This window comes from Pseudoalteromonas sp. US3C1004 (assembly GCF_048401065.1).
Lineage (GTDB): Bacteria > Pseudomonadota > Gammaproteobacteria > Enterobacterales > Alteromonadaceae > Pseudoalteromonas > Pseudoalteromonas undina.
The window spans coordinates 194,635-213,426 of the sequence record NZ_CP183073.1; the positions used below are offsets into that span (position 1 = coordinate 194,635).

Annotated in this window: 17 protein-coding genes; 13 read left to right on the forward strand and 4 right to left on the reverse strand. The window is 39.6% G+C overall.

Annotated features, from left to right (window positions below):
• The first annotated feature begins 105 nt into the window (after positions 1-105).
• A complete protein-coding gene (gene rpmE, locus ACNSN3_RS00850; RefSeq protein ID WP_008115018.1) occupies positions 106-321 on the forward strand; it encodes a 50S ribosomal protein L31 in 216 nt (71 codons plus the stop codon).
• Between the two features lie 524 nt (positions 322-845).
• The gene (locus ACNSN3_RS00855) at positions 846-2,087 is read left to right on the forward strand and encodes a malic enzyme-like NAD(P)-binding protein (RefSeq protein ID WP_008465773.1); all 1,242 of its coding nucleotides are present in this window, start codon (positions 846-848) and stop codon (positions 2,085-2,087) included.
• Positions 2,088-2,158: 71 nt separating this feature from the next.
• On the opposite strand, the gene metJ is transcribed toward ACNSN3_RS00855, so the two are convergent.
• A complete protein-coding gene (metJ, locus tag ACNSN3_RS00860) occupies positions 2,159-2,479 on the reverse strand; it encodes a met regulon transcriptional regulator MetJ (RefSeq protein WP_008115021.1) in 321 nt (106 codons plus the stop codon).
• A 198-nt stretch (positions 2,480-2,677) separates the two neighbouring features.
• On the opposite strand from metJ, the gene metB reads away from it, so the two are divergent.
• Together metB and metL are read left to right on the forward strand one after the other, a co-directional pair.
• On the forward strand, positions 2,678-3,925 hold the full coding sequence (metB, locus tag ACNSN3_RS00865; RefSeq protein WP_054202547.1) for a cystathionine gamma-synthase: 1,248 nt from the start codon (positions 2,678-2,680) through the stop codon (positions 3,923-3,925).
• 49 nt (positions 3,926-3,974) lie between these two features.
• A complete protein-coding gene (metL, locus tag ACNSN3_RS00870; RefSeq protein ID WP_418608179.1) occupies positions 3,975-6,320 on the forward strand; it encodes a bifunctional aspartate kinase/homoserine dehydrogenase II in 2,346 nt (781 codons plus the stop codon).
• 48 nt (positions 6,321-6,368) lie between these two features.
• On the opposite strand, the gene ACNSN3_RS00875 is transcribed toward metL, so the two are convergent.
• Positions 6,369-8,843: a penicillin-binding protein 1A gene (locus ACNSN3_RS00875; protein WP_193049505.1), complete on the reverse strand. Its 2,475-nt coding sequence runs from the start codon at positions 8,841-8,843 to the stop codon at positions 6,369-6,371.
• A 131-nt stretch (positions 8,844-8,974) separates the two neighbouring features.
• On the opposite strand from ACNSN3_RS00875, the gene ACNSN3_RS00880 reads away from it, so the two are divergent.
• From ACNSN3_RS00880 to ACNSN3_RS00920, 9 genes are all read left to right on the forward strand, one after another.
• The gene (locus ACNSN3_RS00880) at positions 8,975-10,054 is read left to right on the forward strand and encodes a pilus assembly protein PilM (protein WP_418608181.1); all 1,080 of its coding nucleotides are present in this window, start codon (positions 8,975-8,977) and stop codon (positions 10,052-10,054) included.
• A complete protein-coding gene (locus ACNSN3_RS00885; RefSeq protein WP_010390430.1) occupies positions 10,042-10,614 on the forward strand; it encodes a PilN domain-containing protein in 573 nt (190 codons plus the stop codon). Before ACNSN3_RS00880 ends, ACNSN3_RS00885 begins: the two co-directional genes overlap by 13 nt.
• Positions 10,604-11,206: a type 4a pilus biogenesis protein PilO gene (locus ACNSN3_RS00890; RefSeq protein WP_010390431.1), complete on the forward strand. Its 603-nt coding sequence runs from the start codon at positions 10,604-10,606 to the stop codon at positions 11,204-11,206. The genes ACNSN3_RS00885 and ACNSN3_RS00890 overlap by 11 nt, the downstream gene beginning before the upstream one ends.
• Positions 11,206-11,742, forward strand: coding sequence for a pilus assembly protein PilP (locus tag ACNSN3_RS00895; protein ID WP_418609024.1), 537 nt, complete (start codon positions 11,206-11,208; stop codon positions 11,740-11,742). Before ACNSN3_RS00890 ends, ACNSN3_RS00895 begins: the two co-directional genes overlap by 1 nt.
• Entirely contained in the window at positions 11,729-13,819 is a 2,091-nt protein-coding gene (locus tag ACNSN3_RS00900; protein ID WP_054202544.1) for a type IV pilus secretin PilQ, read from the forward strand. The genes ACNSN3_RS00895 and ACNSN3_RS00900 overlap by 14 nt, the downstream gene beginning before the upstream one ends.
• Before the next feature lie 493 nt (positions 13,820-14,312).
• Positions 14,313-14,831: a shikimate kinase AroK gene (aroK, locus tag ACNSN3_RS00905; protein WP_008466255.1), complete on the forward strand. Its 519-nt coding sequence runs from the start codon at positions 14,313-14,315 to the stop codon at positions 14,829-14,831.
• 29 nt (positions 14,832-14,860) lie between these two features.
• Complete coding sequence (aroB, locus tag ACNSN3_RS00910; protein ID WP_075170537.1) at positions 14,861-15,931, forward strand: 3-dehydroquinate synthase; 1,071 nt, start codon at positions 14,861-14,863, stop codon at positions 15,929-15,931.
• Positions 15,932-17,233, forward strand: coding sequence for an AAA family ATPase (locus ACNSN3_RS00915; RefSeq protein WP_418608184.1), 1,302 nt, complete (start codon positions 15,932-15,934; stop codon positions 17,231-17,233). It begins immediately after the preceding gene.
• Between the two features lie 53 nt (positions 17,234-17,286).
• Positions 17,287-18,138 (forward strand): Dam family site-specific DNA-(adenine-N6)-methyltransferase, encoded by an 852-nt coding sequence (locus ACNSN3_RS00920; protein ID WP_010390441.1) that lies wholly within the window; start codon positions 17,287-17,289, stop codon positions 18,136-18,138.
• On the opposite strand, the gene ACNSN3_RS00925 is transcribed toward ACNSN3_RS00920, so the two are convergent.
• Both ACNSN3_RS00925 and ACNSN3_RS00930 read right to left on the reverse strand, forming a co-directional pair.
• Positions 18,101-18,286 (reverse strand): DUF2970 domain-containing protein, encoded by a 186-nt coding sequence (locus ACNSN3_RS00925; protein WP_041709648.1) that lies wholly within the window; start codon positions 18,284-18,286, stop codon positions 18,101-18,103. The genes ACNSN3_RS00920 and ACNSN3_RS00925 overlap by 38 nt on opposite strands.
• Before the next feature lie 3 nt (positions 18,287-18,289).
• Complete coding sequence (locus ACNSN3_RS00930) at positions 18,290-18,589, reverse strand: hypothetical protein (protein ID WP_418608187.1); 300 nt, start codon at positions 18,587-18,589, stop codon at positions 18,290-18,292.
• Positions 18,590-18,792: the final 203 nt, after the last annotated feature.

The window sequence follows — 18,792 nt, forward strand, 5'->3', positions numbered from 1 at the left end:
CGTGCGGGTTGTTGGATAAAATTCGCGACCAATAAATTTGTTTTAACGACGTATGGTGCCAGACTTCGGGTTTGGAGAGCGATGCGGCCTTAACTAGAGGTTCCTATGAAAGAAGGTATTCACCCTAAGTACGAAGTAATTTCTGCAACTTGTTCATGCGGAAACAAATTCGAAACTCGTTCTACTTTGTGTAAAGATATTCACTTAGACGTATGTTCTGCGTGTCACCCGTTTTACACTGGTAAGCAAAAGATTTTAGACACTGGCGGCCGTGTTGATCGCTTCAACAAGCGCTTCGGTGCACTTAGCAGCAAAAAATAATTTTTTGTTTCTATGTAAAAAAAGCACCTTAGGGTGCTTTTTTTGTGCCTAAAATTCACTTATCCCTCCATTTTTATAACAGTTTTGTATTTATTATTTTTGCATAACTATTTCCTGTTCTTATTCCGAATATGCATAAACATTTGCAGACAAAATTGCCAATATTCTCTATATTTTTATTTGTTACACTTTAAATATGGTACTTAAATGTAGTTAACGTGAAGTTATTTGTATTTAAAGTTAAACAAAGTTCGGTATTTCACTATTTTAATTTAAGACTGAAAAGAGTATTTCATAAATATTGAATAAGGGTAAAAACGACCTGTAATTTTCATTTTTATGACGAATTTATATTTTAAAAATGTCAGGATAATCTAGGGAAGTTGCTGATAAATCACTTAAAATTAAGAGTTCTAGCATATAACAGGATAGACCTGATATTGCTTGGAATTTAAAAATAATAAAGGTATCGTAGAATAAAACTACCTCTCACTTTAACTTAAATTGCAGGATATAATCGCGTTATGTCAGATTTTCGTGAACAAGCACTACATTACCATGCCCATCCCGTTCCAGGTAAAATCAGTATTGAGCTGACCAAGCCCGCTGAGACGGTTAAAGACCTCGCGCTCGCATATAGCCCAGGTGTTGCAGAACCTGTTCGTGAAATTGCCGCTGATCCAGCAAATGCCTATAAGTATACTGGTAAAGGAAATATGGTTGCGGTTATTACTAACGGCACCGCAATTTTAGGCTTAGGTAATTTAGGCCCTCTGGCCTCAAAACCAGTAATGGAAGGCAAAGCATTATTATTTAAACGTTTTGCAGGCCTAGATTCAATTGATATAGAAGTTAAGCACCGCACAACCGAAGACTTTATCAACACGGTTGCGAATATTGCAGACACGTTTGGTGGTATCAACCTAGAAGATATTAAAGCGCCAGAATGTTTTGAGATAGAAAAAGCACTTATAGAACGTTGCAGCATTCCTGTGTTTCATGATGATCAACATGGTACGGCAATTGTAACGGCTGCGGGTATGCTAAATGCGCTAGAAGTACAAGGTAAAGCAATTGAAGATGCGATTATCGTGTGTTTAGGTGCCGGCGCTGCAGCTGTTGCCTGTATGGAGCTTTTAATTAAGTGTGGCGCACTGCGTGAACACATTTATATGTTAGACCGTAAAGGCGTTATTCATACACGTCGTGATGACTTAAATGAATATAAGCAATTATTTGCAAACAACACGGATAAACGTACTTTACAGGACGTAATTGAAGATGCCGATGTGTTTGTTGGTGTATCAGGCCCTAATTTATTAGCCGCCGATGATTTGAAGTTAATGGCTGACCGCCCAGTTGTATTTGCATGTTCAAACCCCGATCCTGAAATTGATCCGCAATTAGCACATGCTGCACGCAACGATCTTATTATGGCGACTGGCCGCTCTGATTATCCGAACCAAGTTAACAACGTACTTTGTTTTCCATTTATTTTCCGCGGCGCACTAGATGTACGCGCAAGTGAAATAAACGATGAAATGAAAATAGCTGCTGTAGAGGCAATTCGCAGTATTGCTAAAGAGCCAGTTCCGGCTGAAGTACTGACTGCTGCAGGTATCGATAAATTAGAGTTTGGTGCTAAATATATTATACCAAAACCTATGGATCCGCGCTTACTGCCTCGTATCGCCAAAGCCGTTGCTCAAGCTGCAGTTGATTCGGGTGTGGCACAAATTGATATGCCAGAAAATTACATGGCGTAATTTTAAGTGTAAATTAACGCAAAAAAACCTCAGCATTTGCTGAGGTTTTTTTATAACACAGATAAAGAAATTTAGTCTTCATTTAAAATAGGCACTTCTAGTCCCATTTCTTGCATTATTTTCTTCACCTCTTCAGGTACTTTTTCTGCGTTGTCTTTACGTAGATCATCATCATTAGGTAGCGGTTGCCCTGTAAACGCATGCAAGAACGCTTCGCATAAAAGCTCACTATTTGTTGCATGGCGTAAGTTGTTTATTTGACGACGGGTACGCTCGTCGGTTAATACTTTTAATACATTTAGCGGGATCGAAACGGTGATCTTTTTTACTTGTTCGGATTTTTTCCCGTGTTCTGCGTATGGGTGAATATATTCACCATTCCATTTAGCCATAAGATGTATCGTTGCCTCAGATTATAAATTGCTCACACAGCATCAAAGCGTGTAAATATGCGTGAAATTCTATCGGTTTAAAAAAGATAGTCAAATACTAGTTATTTAGCTATCTAGACATTTAAATGTTTTGACATCTTAAACTGCATGCGCTACCTTTTAGACGTCTAAACATCCAAAATAGTAAAGGTGACGAAAATGAGTGAAAAAAATAAGGCAACAATTGCTGTTCGTACTGGAATAGAAGCCGATAAACAGCATGGTGCGGTTGTTCCACCGCTTTATTTATCAACCACTTACTCATTTGCTGACTTTGATACCAAGCGCCAATATGATTATGGCCGCAGTGGTAATCCTAACCGTGACATTTTGGCTGAGGCGCTCACTGAACTTGAAGGCGGGGCTAAAGGTATAATTACCGCAACGGGCATGGCGGCTGTTCACTTAACAACCCAATTATTAAATAGTGACGATACATTAGTGATCCCTCACGATTGTTATGGGGGCAGTTATCGTTTATTTACTTCACTGGAAAAACGCGGCTTGTTAAAGCTAGAAGTGGTCGATTTCACTAAAAGCGAAAGCTTATCGCAAATTCTTGCTATTAAACCTAAGCTGATCTGGATTGAAACACCGAGTAATCCAATTTTACGATTAACTGATATTAAAGCAGTTACCGATATTGCTAAGCAGTGCGGTGCTCTGGTTGCTGCCGATAACACATTTTTATCGCCGGCTTTGCAAAATCCGATTAAATTTGGTGCTGATATTGTGGTTCACTCAACTACTAAATATATCAATGGTCATTCAGATGTTGTTGGGGGGGCGGTTATTGCAGCAACCGCTGAGCTTGGTGAAGAACTGGCATGGTGGGCAAATAATATTGGCATTACTGGAGCGCCATTTGATAGCTATTTAACTCTCAGAGGTTTGCGCACGTTAAACGTGCGTTTGAGGCAGCACCAAGAAAATGCACTCGCTATTGCACAGTATCTAGAAAACTCCCCGTTTGTTGCTCAGGTTTACTATCCAGGTCTTGAATCTCATCCACAACATGCGCTTGCTAAGGCGCAGCAGTTTGGCTTTGGTGCAATGGTTAGTTTTGATATCAAAGGCGATATAAACGATGCTGCAGCGTTTTTAACGCGCTTAAATGAATTTAGTTTGGCGGAATCATTAGGCGGAGTTGAAAGTTTGATTTGTCACCCCGCAACCATGACCCATGCAGGCATGGAGGCGACTGCCCGTGCAGAAGCTGGGGTGGGTGATACGCTTATTCGTATTTCGGTGGGTATTGAAGATGCAAAAGACTTACTTGCTGATTTAGACAGGGTATTTAATTTGGTTCGCCCCGGGCAAGCAGATAATGCTTTAGCTGCAAAAAATGGTGCCAGTGAGTCATTTGGCTCAGCGAAACTAAACGCGGCGCATCCGGCGTTATGGTAGTGCCTACCAATTTTGAAAATATAAAACATGAAGTCGAGTTGGTATTAACATGGTAAATCAGGTTCATAAATTTGGTGGTTCGAGTTTAAGCTCAGCGGATCGCTTTAAAAGTGTCGCAAATATTATTTTAACTCATGCTCAAGCCGGGGATTGTGTGGTGGTATCTGCTGCCGGTAAAACCACCGATACCTTGGTTAAATTGTGGCAAAGCTTTGAACAGCAAGATGCCCAAGCGATTGCTGACATTATTTTATTAATAAGTAATCATCAATCTTCGCTAATTGAACAATTGCTTATAGCCAATGCTAAGCATGAAGCACTCAATATACTTGCCACTGAGCTAAGCATTATTACTCAGCAGGCTAAGCAAAACATATTAACTGAAGCGTGGCTATTAGCTCATGGCGAATTATGGTCTGCAAGGCTATTAAGCGCTTACTTAGGGCAACTTAACGTTAGTGCTTGCGCTCTGGACGCTAGGCAGTTATTCATATTAGACGCAGGGCAGCTACAGCATGCTAATAATCAGCAGCAGTGCTTAAAAGCCATAGATACAAGCAAAATTAATGTCGTTACAGGGTTTATTGCGGCTAATTTACAACATGAAACCGTGACCTTAGGGCGAAATGGTAGTGATTACAGTGCTACTTTATTAGCACGATATTGCAATGCTAAAAAAGTGTCTATTTGGACTGACACTCAAGGTGTTTTTAGTACTGATCCGCGTAAGGTCGCTAATGCGATTAAGTATGCGCGGGTGTGCCGCGAACAAGCTAATTTATTGGCTAGACTAGGTAACCCCGTACTACATGCTAAAACATTATCGCCATTAAAAGGGACCGATATAGAGTTAATTGTTCGCAGTAGTTACGATCTTCAAGGCAGCCATACCGAAATAGTTAAACTAGGAATGAGTAAACAAAAGCGCTTTTTAACCACGATTAACAATGTGGATTTACTCACTGTTGATGACTTGAGTGAAGGCGAGGTAGCGCATGTTAGTCAGCTTATTCAGCATAGTTTGCATCACTTTGAACATGCGGGCGAAATTTACTTGGTAGTCCCTGCGTCGGCGACATATCAGGTGGTTAATTATTTTGCTGGCCGCGCCAACATTAGTGAGTCTAACTTAAATGGGGTTGCAATTATTGCATCAGAGCAAGATATAGCGATGCTCGGTGAGCAAAGTGCCGCTGTACTTCAAGCGCAATCAATCCATCCTAGGTTTACTCATTTTGGTGACGGTTATACGTTATTATTAACCGATCAGGTACTTGAGAGTGATGTGCTGAGCTTACTGCATGATAAATTGATCAATAAAGCGCAAGAAATAGCTTTAATTATTGCAGGGCTTGGTAATGTGGGTACCGAATTTATGCGCCAACTACCAGCACAACTAGCCCGTTTATCATCAGGTTTTAACGTTAAGTTAGTAGCATTACTGCGCTCAGAGCAGATGCTGGTTAATGCCAATGGGTTAGATTGTGAGAGCTGGCAACAGCAATGGGAAAACCATGCAAGCCCCTGTCAGCAAGCTGATTTGTTGTCATACATTGATACGCTTGAATATGAACATAAGGTAGTGATTGATATTACCGCCAGTGAATATTTTAGCCAGCTTTATAGCAAATTTGTGGAATTAAATTGTCACTTAATTAGTGCGAATAAATACGCAGGCACAGCTCCGCTGAGCTGGTATCAAGCATTACGTGAAGATTTGGCACAGCGCGGCTTACATTGGCGTTATAATGCCAGTGTGGGAGCCGGATTACCGATTAACTTTGCACTGGCCGATTTGCAAAACAGTGGCGATAAAATAACGCGTATAGAAGGCGTGTTTTCTGGCACGCTGTCATGGTTATGTAGTATGTATGATGGCAGCAAGGCATTTTCAGATTTAGTGCTTGAAGCACAAGCTTTGGGGTTCACCGAACCTGATCCGCGAGAAGATTTATCTGGCCGAGATATGCAACGCAAGTTGCTTATTTTGGCGCGTGAATTAGGTATTGAATTGGAACTTGGTGACATTTCTTTATCGGCATTGATGCCCGATGAGCTAAGTGCGGGCAGTTGGAATGACTTTGTTGATAACAAGGCTAGTTTAGATACGTTTATCAAGCAGCACTTCGAAGCGGCTTTGCAACAAAATGCTGCACTGTGTTATACCGGATTGCTAGAGTTTAAAAACAGCAAGCTAAACGCTAAGGTAGGAATTGCCTATGTACCAAAAAGCGAAGCGGTTGCTAATTTAACACCTGGCGATAATATTTTTGTGATTAATACTCAGTGGTATAACCAAAACGCATTAGTGATACAAGGCCCCGGTGCGGGTAAAGAAGTGACCGCAGCGGGCGTGCACTCTGACTTATACTGGTTGGTACAAAATATTAGTTAGACCATCAAAAAGGCCGCAAATTAGCGGCCTTTTTGATGTTCGCTATATTTAAAATAGCTCTTCTTCAGTTTTAGTGTTTTCTTCAAATATATCATTTGGTTGTGATAACACATACTTGGTGGGAGCGGTGCCTTTTTCAAAGTATTCAAAACGGCTGGTGTAATCGTTTTTATGACTTAATAGCCCCGTTTCTAAGTCAATACGAATAGAAACCAACCCTTCAGGCGGTTCGATAGGTGCCGCAGGTTTACCATCCAGTGCGACTCTCATAAAATCCACCCATGCAGGCTGAGCTGTTTTAGCACCTGATTCTGCGCCTGATATTTGCCCACTTCCTAAGTTATTGTTATAGGTTGAGCGTCCCAACGTATTACCAGGGTTATCAAAGCCAACCCAAACAGAGGTCATCACATCGCGATTAAAGCCGCTAAACCAAGTATCTACAGAGTCATTCGTGGTGCCTGTTTTACCTGACAGATCGCGACGTTTTAGCGCTTGTGCACGCCATCCTGTGCCACTCCAACCTGTTTTATGAGACCAGCTACCACCCCCCCAAATTGCGCTGTTCATAGCACTGGCAATTAAAAATGCATTTTGTTTAGATATAATCTGCGGCGCGCAATTTGGTGCTACTTGCTCACTTAGCATTAGCGAGCTAGGCGTTGTCGCTTCATCATCACAAATTACAGTCGGGTTAGTTTTAAATAAGGTGTTGCCCATGGCATCTTGAATTTCTGAAATAAAGTAAGGTTCGATTAAGTGGCCGCCATTGGCAAAAGTACTCATGCCACGAGCTAACTCTATTGGAGTGATAGATGCGCTACCTAAAGCCAGTGATTCACTGCGATTTATATCTTCATTTGCAAAGCCAAATTTAAGTAAATGATCGGCTGTACGTTGCAAGCCAACACCACGTAATAAACGTACCGAAATCACATTTTTTGATTGTGCTAAAGCACGGCGAATGCGAATAGGGCCATTATAAATGGCAGGGCTATTTTTAGGTCGCCATGCGACACCTTGGCTTTTATCCCATTGATTTATAGGAGCATCATTTAAAATTGACGCTAAGGTGTAGCCTTTTTCAAGTGCAGCAGAGTATATAAATGGCTTAATATTAGAGCCAACTTGGCGTTTAGCTTGCACTGCACGGTTATATTGGCTTTGTTCAAAGCTGTAACCGCCTACAATGGCTTTTATACGCCCGTCTTGTGGGTCTAAAGACACAATGGCGCTTGCAGCTTCAGGGATTTGACTCAAAATATAGCTGTTGTCATCATTTTTACGCAGCCATATTTGCATGCCAGGCGTTAATATATCGCTTGCTGCTTCAGGAGCAAAGCTTTGGCGATAACGGGTGATAAACTTACGTGCCCACTTTAGATTATCCCAAGTCAATGTTGTGCGTTCGCCGCTTTTAAGTATTACTTCCGCGCTTTTGTCGGATACATTTAAAACTGCAGCGGCTTTTAGAGGGCCTAGTTCATTGGCCTCTTTTAAAATGTTTAATAACTTAGAATCAGAAGGTGTGGGCTCTGTTTGTGGATCCCATAAAATGGCTTCAGGACCTCTAAATCCATGGCGCATATCATAGGCATGTAAATTGTTAACCAAAGCCGTTTGTGCCGCCTGTTGAATATTTGACTCAACAGAAGTATACACTTTAAATCCAGAGTTATAGGCTTTATCTATACCGTAGCGCGATACCATTTCAGCACGTACCATTTCTGAAATATATGGCGCATATAAGTCAATTTCAGCCCCATGGAAATAGGCGGTAATTGGCTGGCTCGTAGCTTCGTTATACTGCGCTCTAGAAATATATTTTTCATCTAGCATTCGCCCTAACACTACATTTCTTCTGGCCTTGGCTCGCTTTGGATTACGAATAGGGTTAAGTGCTGAAGGTGCTTTGGGTAAACCGGCAATCATTGCCATTTGTGCAAGAGTGAGCTCTTTTAGCTCTTTACCATAATAAACCTGAGCAGCTGCACCAATACCAAAGGCTCGGTTTCCTAGCTCTATTTTATTCAGATAAAGTTCAAAGATTTCATCTTTTGAAAGTAAATTTTCGATATGGATGGCAATAAATATTTCTTTTACCTTACGAATGTAGGCTTTTTCTCGCGTTAAAAAGAAGTTACGAGCCAACTGCATCGTGATTGTACTAGCACCTTGCTTTTTTTCACCGGTAGAAATAAGAACCAGTGCTGAGCGTACAATACCAATTGGATCGATACCGATATGGTCATAAAAACGGTTATCTTCTGTTGCTAAAAAAGCTTGTAATAAAGGCTCAGGAATTTGGTCTATAGTTACAGGGATACGTCTTTTTTCACCAAATTGGTTGATTAAGAGCCCATCTTTGGTGAATACTTGCATAGGCGTTTGTAATTGAACGTTTTTTAAAACCTGTACGCTTGGAATATCGGATTTAACGTAGTAATAAAGGCTAAGCAATGTAATTAGTGCAAGTAATGCACAAATGATCAAAAATTGTAAAGTTCTTTTTAATAAAATCACTGATAATTCCCTAAACGGACTCCCAATTACAGGTTGAGACTGCTAGTATATATTGATTAAAAATTGAATAATATTTTTTAAGATATAAATTATAACTTGTTTATTATTAAAACAAAGGCAAAGTTTCAAACATGCTAAGTCAATTGATAAAAAAACCATTGCCTATGATGGTGGGTATTGATATAGGATCGCACTCTATCAAGGCCGTGCTTTTAAGTGAAACAGAAACTGGGCTTCGACTAGAGGCACTTGCAATTGAACCTATGCCAAAAGGCGCTATGAGCGAGCGTAACATTCAAGATATTGAAGCAATTGGCAATGTGATAACCAAGTTAAAACGAAAACTACCAAAGTCATTAAAGTCTGCTGCTGTTGCTGTCTCAGGGCAAACAGTGATTACCAAAGTCATTTTCATGGATGTTTCCTTAAGCGACGCTGAATTAGAGTCACAGATTGAGATTGAAGCCGATAGCTTGATTCCTTATCCATTAGATGAAGTCAGTTTAGATTTTGAAAAACTCTCTACTAACAGTGCCGATCCGAGCAAAATTAATGTTCTACTTTCTGCAGCGAGAACGGAAAGTGTGGAAGCGAGAGTAGGCGCACTTAGTGCTGCAAATTTAACAGCCAAAGTAGTGGATGTTGAAAGTTATGCATTAAGTCGGGCTATGGATGTTTACTATCAACAGCTCCCATCTGATGCGTTTGATAAGACCGTTGCAGTAGTTGATATAGGTGCAGTGCTTACCTTGGTCAGTGTAGTGCAATCTGGTGAAACAATTTATACCCGCGACCAAGTATTTGGTGGTGACCAATACACAAATAGTATTGTTGCTTACTACAATAAAGGCTTTGATGAGGCTGAAATTGGTAAAACAACGGGTGATTTACCTCCTAATTATACATTTGAAGTGTTAGCGCCTTTTCAAACCTCGCTATTGCAGCAAGTTCGTCGTGCTGTACAAATGTTTTTAACTACAACGGGTAAAGAGCAGTTGGACTATATCGTACTGACTGGCGGTTCTGCCATGATTAAAGGTATTGATAGGTTATTAATTGAAGAATTAGGGATACATACGGTTGTTGTTGAACCATTTGATAAAATGGAAATATCACCTAGAGTAGATCGTAATATAATACAGCGCCACCGCACTCAGTTTGCAATTGCGACCGGCCTGGCGTTGAGGAGTTTTTCATCATGCCACATATAAATTTACTACCTTGGCGTGAATTACAGCGTGAGCAATCTAAAAAGAAATTTATTACATTGCTGATGGCCGTGGTTATAGTTTGCTTTGTAACTATGTATGCGCTGAGTACATTTTATAGCGGTCTAAAAGAAGGACAAATGCTAAAAAATAACTACCTCAGCTCAGAAATTACAATGCTTGATCAAAAAATTCGCGATATACGTGATTTAGACAAAAAAAAAGAAAACCTACAACAACGTATGCGTTTAATTGAAGAACTACAAAGCAGCCGAAATTTAGGCACGCAAATAATGGATGAAGTGGCAAAAATAGTGCCTGCCGGGGTTTACTTAACCAAGCTTGAGCGTAAAGGTAGTCAAATTCATGTATTAGGTAAAAGTGAGTCTAATAATCGTTTATCCACTATGCTTCGACAGGTACAAAGTTCTTATTTATTAGAGCGCCCGACAATGCAAGGTATTGTTGCAGGTGAGCAGTCTTCTCGTTTACTCAGCGATTTTAATATGGAGTTCTACGTAAAACCATTTGGCAGAATAGGTGAGGTACGTAATGAACCTTGATTTTAAGTCGTTTTCAGAAATAGATTGGAATGAAATAGAGCTTGATAATATAGGCGAGTGGCCAGTTATTGTAAAAGCAATATGCTGCTCTTTTGTTGCTTGTCTCGTATTGTTTTTTAGCTACAGCTTATTAGTGTCAGATGAGATAGAAAGCTACCATAACGCGGTTGCCAAAGAGATAGAATTACGCACAACTTATCGAACTAAATATGCAGTTGCCAGTAAGCTCGATATCTATCGTGAACAAATGGTTGAGATGGAAGATAAGTTTTCTCAGCTATTAAAACGTCTACCTACCTCAAATGAGACGCCAGGATTATTAGATGACCTTTCCTATGTGGGGACAACCAGCGGCTTAACATTTTTAAAAATTGGTTGGCTACCAGAAGTTGAAAAAGAGTTCTATACCGAACTACCCATTAAAATTGAAGTGGTAGGCACTTATCATGAGTTTGGTGAATTTGTAGGAAAAGTGGCTCAATTGCCAAGAATAGTAAGTTTACACGACTTTTCTATTTTATCATCTGGCGAAAAGCAGCTAACATTTAGTGTAGTAGCAAAAACTTATCGTTATGAAGAGGGAGTAAGATGATGAAGCAACTTCCCTTTTTAACTGTCGCAATATTGTTGCTCAGTGGCTGTAATGAAGATACATCTGAGCAAAAAGAATTTATTGATCAGGTTAAGGCAAACACTACTGCACGTGTAGAAAAAATACCTGAGTTAGTTAAATTTGAGCACTTTGAATATAACGCCAAAGATATACGTAGCCCTTTTGTAGCACCAGAACCAGAAATTATACAAAATAAGCTAACACAAGTTAAAAACTGTCTTCACCCAGACCCAGAACGTGTTCGTCAACCTCTGGAGAAGTACCCATTAGATAATTTATCAATGAAGGGCACAATAGGATCGAACGGCAAGACATGGGCGCTCATTACAGCTGCTGATAACACCTTACACCGAGTATCCATAGGGAGCTATTTAGGTACCTATGATGGAAAAGTAAGCAGTGTTAACAGTGACTATATTGAATTAGTAGAATTAATCCCTGATGGGTCAGGTTGTTGGAAAGAACGTTTGACCAAATTAGAAATGTTAGAGGCGGCAACTGATGGCGCAAATTAATAAGAAAAATGGTATTCCCTATATGCACAAAGCTGAGTGTTCGCATCACCGTATTTTAACGACGTTGCTATTTGTATTTTTATTACTAATTACGAAAACAGTCAGTGCAGCCCCTTTACTCTATGATGTTCGATATAATCCATTACTTAAAGGTGAAACCGAGTTACAGCTAGTATTTGATGAAGAGTTACAGCAACAACCTGAGGTACAAGTTTTTAATAGTCCGGCACGTATAGAGCTATTATTTAATGCTGTTGAACTAGATGAAGGGTTGGCAAATATTGCTATTAACCAAGCAGGAATTAGTAACATCAGCAGCATGATGACTAGCGCAGGTTTAAAGGTAACCATTAATTTGGAGCGATTAAAAATATATGAAACTGAGGTAAACAACAATTTAGTTTCAATAAGAATATCTGATAATCCTCTAACAGAGCAAATAGTAACAACAAGTGAAGATGCACCTGCTTATACCTCTAATTATATTAATGGCATTCAAGCAATTGATTTTCGCCGCGGTGAAAAAGGTGAAGCAAAAGTACTTGTTTACCTGCAAGATACACAGGCTGCTATTGAGGTTCATGAAAGTGGCGGGAAAATCATTGCAGAGTTTCATCATACCGATATTTTAGATGACTTATTATATGAATTAGACGTACTCGACTTTGGTACTGTAGTGAGCAGTATAGAAACGTTTAAGGAAGATAATCTGACACGCATTGTAATTGAACCTAATAAAGCTTTTGCTTACACGTATCAGCAAATCGAAAATATTTTTACCTTAACGGTTGAGAAAGACGAGACTCAAAATGGATTTTTAGATGGAGGCAAAGAATACTTAGGCCGCCCTATGACGCTTAATTTTCAGGATATCTCTGTTCGCGCTGTGTTACAGATTATTGCGGGCTACAATGATTTTAACTTGGTAACAAGTGACTCAGTAACTGGCAATATTACCCTTCGCTTAGATGGGGTCCCTTGGGATCAGGCGTTAGACGTCGTGCTAAGAATAAAAGGCTTAGACAAACGTATGGATGGTTCTATATTAATGGTGGCGCCATCTGAAGAGCTTGCTGCCCGTGAAGCAAAAGAGTTAAAAGCGAAGCAACAAGTTGAAGATTTAGAGCCACTATATAGTGAATACATCCGTTTAAATTACGCCAAAGCAGAAGATTTTGCCGACTTATTAAAAACAGATACCAATAGTATTATTACAGCGAGAGGCAGTGTGTCTGTTGATCAACGTACTAATACGCTATTAATGAAAGACACAGCAAAAAGCATTGAAAGTGTTCGCCGCATGGTCGAAACCTTAGATATACCGGTCAAACAAGTGGTTATTGAAGCGCGTATGGTAACCGTTCGTGATAATGTAACCGAAGACTTAGGCGTTCGTTGGGGCTTCAGTGATCAACAAGGCTCTGATGGTGTTTCTGGTACATTAGAAGGCGCTGAAACGATTTCTAATGGAAATATTCCTAGCCTTTCAGATCGACTCAACGTTAATTTACCTGTCGCAAATCCATCGGCAAGTATTGGTATGCATATAGCTAAACTAGCTAATGGAACGTTAATTGATTTAGAATTAACTGCGCTCGAAGAAGAAAATAAGGGTGAAATCATTGCTAGTCCGCGTATCACCGCTGCTAACCAGCAAAAAGCGCGTATTGAGCAAGGTACTGAGATCCCATATGTTGAATCTGCTTCAAGTGGCGCAACAACTGTAAGCTTTAAAAAGGCAGTGTTGAGCCTAGAGGTAACACCTCACATCACACCAGACAACAAAGTTATTTTAAACTTAATAATTACTCAAGATACCCGTGGTGATACTGTTCAAACAGGAACTGGTCCTGCTGTTGCTATTGATACGCAACAAATTGAGACTCAAGTTCTCGTTGAGAATGGACAAACGGTAGTGTTGGGTGGTATTTTCCAACAGCAAATTATTAATTCGACCAAAAAAGTACCTTTATTGGGCGACCTTCCTTACGTAGGAAGACTATTTAAAAGCACAAGCGAGTTTAATGAAAAGCGCGAACTGCTGATTTTTGTCACACCTAAAATTCAAATAGACTAATTACCTAACCTGAGTGCTGCTTGAGACAGATTGACTCTTCAGGGCTTTGGTTACTCAAACTATCTAGGCTGAACGACAAACTAGATGGAATTGGTATTTAGTTATGTTGGTGTGAACACTCCCTGTAAATGTACAATTAGGCAGTATATAATTTTATATTGTGTACTGTACTGCGGATGCATTTTAAGACTACGTTTATGTTGTTTGTGACTGAGTTTTTTTGAAATTACTATACAAAAGCACTTACTAAGTAACACGTAGTAACCTTTAATTGCATAAATTTTAACCCTAGAAGATAAACTTGCCTATAATAAGGTGCTTTTTTGTTAACCAATGGGTAATTATTTAGTTTAATTGCTCGTTATATGGCTTTTTATCCTAATTGACTTGAAATACCCGACCGATTACTGAGATAATCCCTTTCTTAATTTTGGGGCCAGGTCGTTAGGCGGGGTTTTATTTCAAATTTTAGAGTTCGTTTGTACTAAAAGATATGGCTGAGAAACGTAATATATTTCTAGTTGGCCCCATGGGGGCTGGCAAAAGCACGATTGGTCGTCACATCGCTGACCAATTACACCTTGAATTTGTTGATTCTGATCAAGAAATCGAACGTCGCACGGGCGCAGATATTGCCTGGGTATTCGATCTTGAAGGTGAAGAAGGCTTTAGACTTCGTGAAGAATCTGTTATTGGTGACTTAACCGAGATGCAAGGTATTGTTCTTGCTACTGGTGGTGGCTCAGTAATGAGTAAAGAAGTTCGAAACAAGCTTTCGGCTCGCGGTATTGTTGTATACCTAGAGACACCGATTGAAAAGCAAGTTGCACGTACGCAACGCGACAAGCGTCGCCCATTACTGCAAACAGAAGAAGCACCTCGTGATGTACTTGAGCGCTTAGCAGAAGAGCGTGAACCATTATATAAAGAAGTAGCTGATTTTGTTGTACGCACTGATGAGCAGAGCGCGAAAGTTGTTGCTAACCAAATAATCGAGAAATTGGATTTTTAAAAGCCAGTATTAAAAAGGACTAACCCAGCATGCTTGAATTAACTGTTAATTTAGACGAGCGAAGTTATCCTATTTATATTGGTCAATCTGCACTTCAAGATACAGGCCGTCTAATCCATCATATTGGTGATTGTCGGCCTATCATCATTACTAATGACACTATTGCACCGCTCTATCTTCAGCAGTTGCTTGACTCATTAGCACAGCTAAACCCACTTCATTTTATTATTCCAGATGGCGAGCAATATAAATCGCTTACCTGGTTTGAAAAAATATCAGCATTCTTACTTGAAAATAATTGCGGTCGTGACACCTGCTTAATTGCATTAGGTGGTGGCGTAGTTGGTGACTTAACTGGTTTTGTTGCTGCCTGTTATCAGCGCGGTGTGCCTTTTATCCAAATTCCTACCACGTTATTATCTCAAGTCGATTCTTCAGTTGGTGGCAAAACAGCAGTAAATCACCCGTTAGGTAAAAATATGATAGGGGCTTTTTATCAACCCCAGGCTGTGTTTATAGATACGCGTTCTCTACATACTTTACCTACCCGAGAGTTTGCTGCAGGCATGGCTGAAGTTATTAAATATGGCCTAATTTACGACACTGAGTTGTTTGCTTTTTTAGAGCGAAATATCGCTCAATTACAACAGTTAGATGAAGCCTGTTTACAGCATATTATTTTTAGATGCTGTGAAATTAAAGCGCTTATCGTTGCACAAGATGAGAAAGAGCAAGGCCTGCGTGCGCTGTTAAATTTAGGGCACACGTTTGCCCATGCTATAGAAGCGCAAATGGGCTACGGCGTGTGGTTACATGGTGAAGCTGTGGCAACAGGTATGGTGCTTGCTGCCAAGCTTGCTCATACTCGTAACGACTTAACACAGCAAGATGTAGAGCGTATTACCACATTAATAGCAGCGTATAATTTACCAATCGAAATCCCTAGCGATATGACTAGTGAGCAATTTTTACTGCATATGCGCAAAGATAAAAAGAATAAAAAAGGGACTATCCGATTTATTTTACCCACCAAATTTGGTCAGTGTGCATTAGTTGATGATGTATCTGATGATCAAGTTAGAGCGTTGATCGAGCAATAAATGCAGTCACAAATTTTACCAAGCCGTGCGGCTTTGGTGGATAGAATCGCATTACAATTTGAATATGGTCAAAACCTAATTGTTTTATTGGGTACTTCTGGTCTAGGTAAAAGCTATTTGCTTGAAACCTTCATTACTGATAAATATAACGATTTTAATAAAGCATTTGTGCAAGTAAGCGCACAGATGACTGATGTGCAGTTAATGACTCAGTTATTAGAGCAAAGTTTTAATGCCCCTTTAATTGATCACAACCTAAGCTTATCGCAAAACTATTATCAATTAGCGCAACAGCAACGATGTGGGGCGTGTTTGTGGGTTATTGATGGCGGCAGACACTTATCTGAAGAGCTAATCGCGGAGCTTGAGCTACTATCAAAAAATGCACCTAATGTACTTTATATTATGATTGCATCGCAGTCTAAACTACCCTTTAAAGATGCAGTAAATATACATTTAGAGCCATTAAATACAGTTGAAAGTAAGCAGCTTATGGGATGGTATTTTACGAGCTTACCTTATGATGAAGATCCTGTCTTTCAAACCTTTTTAGTTGAAGCTCAAGGTAACCCGAGTCTGTTGTTAGCCTGGCAGCCAAGCGAGCAGGTTGCTGATATTGTCGTTAAAGATAAAGTGTCTTGGCGCTTACAGTTGCTCACATTATTATTGATAATTATGCTGTTGATTATTGGTCTTGTGTACAAAGCCGATATGACCCAGTGGTGGGAAAATGCTAATCGTCAAATTGATGAGCAAGTGCTATCAACCGCCATTACAACTGAGCAAGCTATTGAAAATAAACCACAGCAACTTATACCACCTGTAAGTAGTGAGCCGTCAGCGGCTGTCATTCAAAAGCCCACTCAAGACACCACCAATAATAATGTTCCAGCGATTGTCGAGAGCTTAACGGAATCAACGATTGTTGTTGAGCAGGAAAAGCCGGAATTAAAACCGATTACTAAACCTGCACAAACAAAGCCGCAAAACCAAATAGTAAAAATACCCAGTAATTGGTACTTACAACAACCTGAGAATAATTTTGTTATTCAGCTCTTAGCCGTAACTCAGCAGCAGGTAGGTAATGAGTTTATTGCTAAACATAAGCTAAAAAGTATTACTAATACATACCAAACTAAACGAAATGGTAAAATATGGTGGGTAGTAACTACAGGTAGTTTTGCTAACTTAAATGAGGCAAAGCAAGCACTGCAAGGGCTTCCTGTAGGGGTTAGAAAAAATAAACCTTTCTATAAAAAAATTAGTAAAATAAAACAAGAAATTGCACGAGTTGATCAGTAAACTCAGTAACTTTAGTGTAAAATCGCGCAACACCGAATTGAAGTAAAGAGCCAATGCAGCAAAAGAGTAGAGCCTTCCTTAAGTGGGCTGGCGGAAAATATAGCCTCGTTGAAGATATTAACGCGCGACTAAATCAAGCAAGTAAGCATGCAGATACTTTGGTTGAACCTTTTGTTGGTGCGGGCTCAGTGTTTTTAAATAGCAATTTTAAACACTATGTACTTAACGATATTAATGCTGATTTAATCAATTTATATAAAGAGCTCAAGCGTTCGCCTGATGAGTTTATTAGTGATGCCAAAAAGCTTTTTGTTGATTTAAACAACCACTCAGATGCGTATTATGATTATCGCGTGCAGTTTAATCAAAGCAGCGATGTATATGAGCGAGCCATCTTATTTTTATATATGAACCGCCATGGTTATAACGGATTATGCCGCTATAACTTAAAGGGCATTTTTAATGTGCCTTTTGGTAAATATAAAAAGCCTTATTTTCCTGAAAAAGAAATGTACTTTTTTGCTAGCAAAGCGCAACAGGCTACATTTACTTGCCTAGGGTATGATGATGTATTCAAACTGGTGCCTAATAATGCAGTGATCTATTGCGATCCACCTTATGTGCCATTAAGTAAAACGGCATCCTTTACTTCGTATGCAAAAGGCGGGTTTAATTTGGATGACCAGGCTAATTTAGCGAACTTAGCTGAGCAAGCGGCATTTGAGAATAATACGCCGGTCCTTATTTCAAATCACGATACGGTATGGACACGCAAAATTTACAGCCAAGCTTCTTTGGATAAAATTCAGGTTAAACGCACGATTAGCCCAAAAGGCGGTTCACGAAATAAAGTCGATGAGCTAATGGCTATGTACTTAGCACCGAAGTCACGGTTGCGTAAATAGCCAACACAAATAATACAAAAAGTACCACGGCAATAGCTATTAATGTAATAGGGGAGTGGTGTTTAAAGTCTGTTTGACGTTTATCTTCGGATTGCACACCAAAAAATGCAGCTAGCACACTTTGTAACGCGCTTAAAAAGTGCTGCATTAATTAAAATAATGGTTTGATTGAAGAGGGTTTGTGATTGTCATCAGCACCTGTTAATAACTCTAGGAAGTCTAGATAATGGAACTGTGCACTGCGGCTATCGCCGGTTAACCAAGAAGCCCATGAGGAATCTTCTTCAATTTGAATACAGCGATTTACGCTATGATTGGTAGCGTTAGTTTGCTCTTTATGAAAACAAGTGTTGGCAGAGCTTAATTCTTGCTCCGTATTTGAAGAAAGCGACGCTGCTCCAATAATGACACTTACCGACGTGATTAATAATCCAATTTTAAAAGCACGCATAATATAAACCTAATAATTTAGTTCTTCGCGAAGCATAACAAAAATCGCTTAAATAATACACTTTATTTTTAGTTATATTCACAGCTAATCATACCGCAGAATTTTTTATAAGCATGTTTTATCCTTCTTAGCTCACGCAGCTTAACTGTTATTATAGTTAAAGACAGTTTGTCATTGGTGTTGCTAACTTAGCGCTATTTTTA